General features: G+C 35.1%; 1 protein-coding gene. It reads left to right on the top strand.

Features of this window, described 5'->3' with window-relative positions:
* Positions 1 to 5789, top strand: a 5789-nt coding sequence (locus ACY2RW_RS16055) for a tandem-95 repeat protein (RefSeq protein ID WP_490123747.1), incomplete at both ends; no start/stop codon positions are given.

Below are 5789 nucleotides of genomic sequence, written 5' to 3'. Positions count from 1 at the left end.
AATTACAATGGCACAGTTCCTCAAGTAACGTATACAGTAAGTGATGGAACCAATACTGCGAATTCAACATTAGATTTAACAGTAAGTCCAATTAATGATGCACCAGTTGCAACAGACGATATTTCATCAACAGATCCAGGAGTTTCAGTAATTATAAACGTATTACCAAACGATTCTGATTTAGATGGAGATACATTAACAGTTTCAAATATCATTACACAACCTGCAAATGGTACAGTAATTATAAATGGAGATGGTACAATAACCTATAATCCTAATGTTGGGTTTAATACAGGTACAGATGTATTTGTGTATCAAGTTTGCGATGGAAATGGTTTATGTGACACAGCAACAGTTTCTGTAACAGTACCTAAATCATTCTTATCACCAGTTGCAAATCCTGATGTAAGATTTACTTCAGAAGATGTTACACTAACAGTAAATGCTGCAAACGGATTATTAAATAATGATACTGATGCAAACCCAGGAGAAACTTTATCAGTTGTTAGTTTCCAAATAAACGGAACAACATACAATCCTGGAGATACAGCAAACCTTACAGAAGGAATGTTAACTGTAAATACAGATGGTAGTTATACTTTTGTACCAGCACCTAACTATAATGGTTCTGTACCAGTGGTAATTTATACTATTTCTGATGGTACTCCAACAGCAAATGTAAGTAGCACTTTAACAATATCTGTTAGCGGAGTAAATGATACTCCAGTCGCAAATCCTGACACGAATACAGTGTCAGAAGACACTCAATTAAGTGTTTCTGCATCTAATGGATTAATAAAAAATGATACAGATGCAGACGGAACTCCATTAACATTAACACAGTTTACAATTAATGGAACAAATTATGCAGCAGGAACTACAGCTACATTAACAGAAGGTTCATTAACTATAAATGGAGATGGAAGTTACATATTTAACCCAGCCCCAAATTATAATGGTACAGTTCCGCAAGTAACATATAGAGTTACAGATGGTGTTGATAATGTTACAAGCACCTTAGATATTACTGTAACTCCAGTAAACGATGCACCAGTAGCTGTGAATGATTCAGGAAATATAACTCCAGAAGATACACCAATAACTGTAGCAACCATTACAGGAAATGACACAGATGATAATACTGTAGATGCTTCAACAATTGTATTGATAGATCCAAACAATCCATCCAATACAGGTAATTCAACAACACCTTTAGTTATTCCAAATGTTGGAACTTACACTTTAGATACAGCAGGAAACGTAATCTTTACACCTGTAGCAAACTTTAACGGTCCTGCAAATGTAAATTATACTGTAAAAGACAATGAAGGAGTAACCTCAAATGTGGCAACAGTAGGTATTACTGTAACACCAGTAAATGATGCACCAGTTGCAGTTGCAGATACAAATACAACACAAGAAGATACACCATTAAATGTAAATGCAGCAAACGGAATATTAGCAAATGATTCTGATGTAGAAGGAACACCATTATCAGTAACTCAGTTTGTAATTAACGGAACAACTTATCCAGCAGGAACAACAGTTACTTTAACAGAAGGAAGCATTAAAATTAATACAGATGGTAGTTATACATATAATCCAGCACAAGATTATTTAGGAACAGTTCCTCAAATAACATATACAGTAAGTGATGGAACAACTCCAGTAACAAGTACATTAGACATTACTGTAACAGGCGTAAACGATGCACCAGTAGCTGTGAATGATTCAGGAAATATAACTCCAGAAGATACACCAATAACTGTAGCAACCATTACAGGAAATGACACAGATGATAATACTGTAGATGCCTCAACAATTGTATTGATAGATCCAAACAATCCATCCAATATAGGTAATTCAACAACACCTTTAGTTATTCCAAATGTTGGAACTTACACTGTAGATACAGCAGGAAACGTAATCTTTACACCAGCAGCAAACTTTAACGGTCCTGCAAATGTAAATTATACAGTAAAAGACAATGAAGGAGTAACCTCAAACGTGGCAACAGTAGGTATATCTGTAACACCAGTAAATGATGCACCAGTTGCAGTTGCAGATACAAATACAACACAAGAAGATACACCATTAAGTGTAAACGCAGCAAACGGAATATTAGCAAATGATTCTGATGTAGAAGGAACACCATTATCAGTAACTCAGTTTGTAATTAACGGAACAACTTATCCAGCAGGAACAACAGTTACTTTAACAGAAGGTAGCATTAAAATTAATGCAGATGGTAGTTATACATATAATCCAGCACAAGATTATACAGGAGCTGTTCCTCAAGTTACTTATACAGTTTCAGACGGATCAGATAGTGCAACAAGTACATTAAATATTACAGTTACTGGTCAAAATGATGCACCAGTTGCAGTCAATGATACTGCAACAACGGTTCAAAATAAACCAACAACTGTTGCTACTATTACAGCAAATGATACTGATGCAGATGGGACTGTAGATGCCTCAACAATTGTATTGATAGATCCAAACAACCCATCAAATACAGGTAATTCAACAACACCATTGGTTATTCCAAATGTTGGAACATATACTGTAGATACTTTAGGAAATGTGTTATTTACTCCAGTTTCAGAGTTTACAGGAGTTGCAAATGTTAATTATACTGTAAAAGATGATTTAGGAGCAACTTCTAACCAAGGAACAATTTCTGTAACAGTGCAACCAGATAATGATGGAGATGGAATCATTGACTCTGTAGATTTAGATGATGATAATGATGGTGTTCCAGATACAGTAGAAAATGGAGGAACAGATCCTTTAGCAGATTCAGATAATGATGGAATTCCAGATTATAAAGATCCAGACAATATTACTACAGATAAAAACAATGACGGAATTGATGATAAATTCGATCAAGATGGAGATGGAATCATAGATCAATTTGATGTAGATTTAGATGGAGATGGAATTCCAGATATTATAGAAGCTGGAGGAACAGATACAAATGGAGATGGACAAGTAGATGGTTTCACAGACACAAATAACGATGGTTTAGATGACACTATAGCTAACACACCTTTACCTAACACAGATACAGATGGAGATGGAGTGCCAAATTATAAAGATATCGATTCAGATAATGATGGAATTATAGACAATATCGAAGCTCAGAATGCAGCTAACTTTATTGCTTCTTCTGGAACAGATACAGATAAAGATGGTATAGATGATGCTTATGATGCAGATTGTACACCTTGTGGTTCAGTAACAGGAACTCCATTAAACAATCCTATGAATTCAGATTCAGATGCAATACCTAACTATTTAGATCTAGATTCAGATAATGACGGAATTGTAGATAATATAGAATGGCAAACAACTTCAGGTTACATTGCTCCTGGAACAGACACAGATGGAAATGGTTTAGCAGATGTATACGAAACAAGTCCAGGTTCTGGAATACCAATTAGTAATCCATTAAACACAGATGGTACAGACGTTCCAGACTATGTAGATACAGATTCAGATGGAGATGGACTTTTAGATACTGTAGAAGCCTATGATACAAATGGAGACAATGTTGCAGAAAAAGTTGCTTCAGGAAATGACACAGATAATGATGGTATAGATGATGCATTTGATTTAAACTCAAATGGACCAACAGATACCAATGCTGCGTCTAACAATAATCAAGATGTTACAACATTCCCTAATGATCAAGACCCAGGAACAGCAGAAGTAGATTTTAGAGATAAAAACACTTTTGGAGTATTAGTAGATACAGATGGAGATGGTATTACAGATAATATAGACATAGATGATGATAATGATGGTATTATAGATGTAGTAGAATCTTTAGGATTCATTCCATCAGCAAATGCTAATGATCCAAGATGTATTTTACCAAATGTAAGTTTCAAAAACCCAGTTTATGTAGCAGGAACAGGAGTTGCAGGATCTGGTTCAATAGGTGCAAAATACCGATTCGAAAACGTTGTTGATGTTACAGGTTTTGGAGGTACAGGAGGTATTCTAGATGCCATTGTAGAAATTACAGATATTCAAGGAGGAGCATCCTTAATCTCTATAGATAATTCTACAACAGGTAATCCAGATGCATGGCAACCAGAATATACAGTACCAACACCAACAGGTAATAAAGCAGAAATGGCGTTTAAAGTTATTTTAGTAAACGATGGTACAAATACACAATACAATATTAGTAGATTTAGTGGAGTTATCTATGACATAGATGGTGCTAATGCAAGAGAATCTGTTATACTTTCTAGACCAGGTTTATATGCAGTAGATAGTCAAACATTATTAAATGTTACAGACAATCCAGCAACAGGTTTAGTAACTTTCCAAGGGCCAGATGATACCTATGCAGGAGTAGATTTATCTCCAAGATTGGCAACATTCTTTGGATATTATAATGCAGCAGTGTTTAACATTCGTTTCTCTGCAGAATTATTATCAGCAACCTCAAACACTAATTTAGGATCTGTATTATTCTCAGGATGTGCAATCAACGGTTTATTTGAAGGAAATACAACATCAAATGCACCATCTCAAACTAATGGAACATCACAAAATTCTGGACCAGGTACTTTCCCAGTATTTACAGTAAATGATGGTATTGATAGTGATGGAGATGGAAAATCAGACGATAAAGATATCGATTCAGACAACGATGGTATTCCAGATAATGTAGAAGCTCAAACAACAGCAGGTTATGTTGGACCAAATCCACCAACAGCAGATGCAGATAATGATGGTTTAATTGATATTTACGATAATAATGCAGTAATTAGTGGTTTATCACCTGTAGATACAGATGGAGATAAAATTCCAGATTATTTAGACACAGATTCAGATAATGATGGCATTAATGATACTAAAGAAGCAGGTTTCACTGCATCAACAGCAAATAATGATGCAGACAATGATGGTCTTTTAGATGCTTATGACAATGTACCAACAATTGGAACTTTGTTTGATGTAAATGATGATCAAAACAATGGAGCATCAGATTTACCTAACTTAGACAATACAGCAACAACAGAAGTAGACTTTAGAGAAATTAAAGACAATGATGGAGATGGTATTGCAGATAGTGTAGATTTAGATGATGATAATGATGGTATACCAGATACAGTAGAGCAAAATGGAAATCCTAATAGAGATACAGATAAAGATGGTATTCCAGATCATTTAGACTTAGATTCAGATGGAGATGGTGTAAACGATTTAACAGAATCTGGTTCTGGACTTACAGACCTAAATAATGATGGAGTTATAGATGGCGCAGATACCAACTCTGGAACAAATGGTTTATTTGATGGTGCAGAAACAACCCCTGGAAGTGGTGTTACAAAAAACACTCCAATGGATACAGATAAAGATGGAACACCAGATTTCCAAGATATAGACGATGATGGAGATGGTATTCCAACAAAAGAAGAAGACGTAGTAACTACTGATGGTAACCCAACAAATGATGATTCAGATAATGACGGAATACCAAACTATTTAGATTCTGATGATGATAATGATGGTGTACCAACAAAAGATGAAGACAACAATAACAATGGAGATTTCACAGATGATGATGATAATAAAGACGGAACACCAGATTATTTAGATAATACTGATACAGATAAAGATGGAATTCCAGATAGTGAAGATCCAGACGATGACAATGATGGTAATCCAGACACGAGCGATCCAAATCCTTTAACACCAACAGTTGCGAATGATGTATTAACAGTTACAGAAGGTACTACAGGCACAGTAAATGTATTAACGAATGA

It is taken from the genome of Polaribacter sp. 2305UL8-11 (assembly GCF_058147165.1).
Note: the sequence above shows the minus strand (reverse complement) of the source record. Positions and strands in the feature narration are given on the sequence as shown.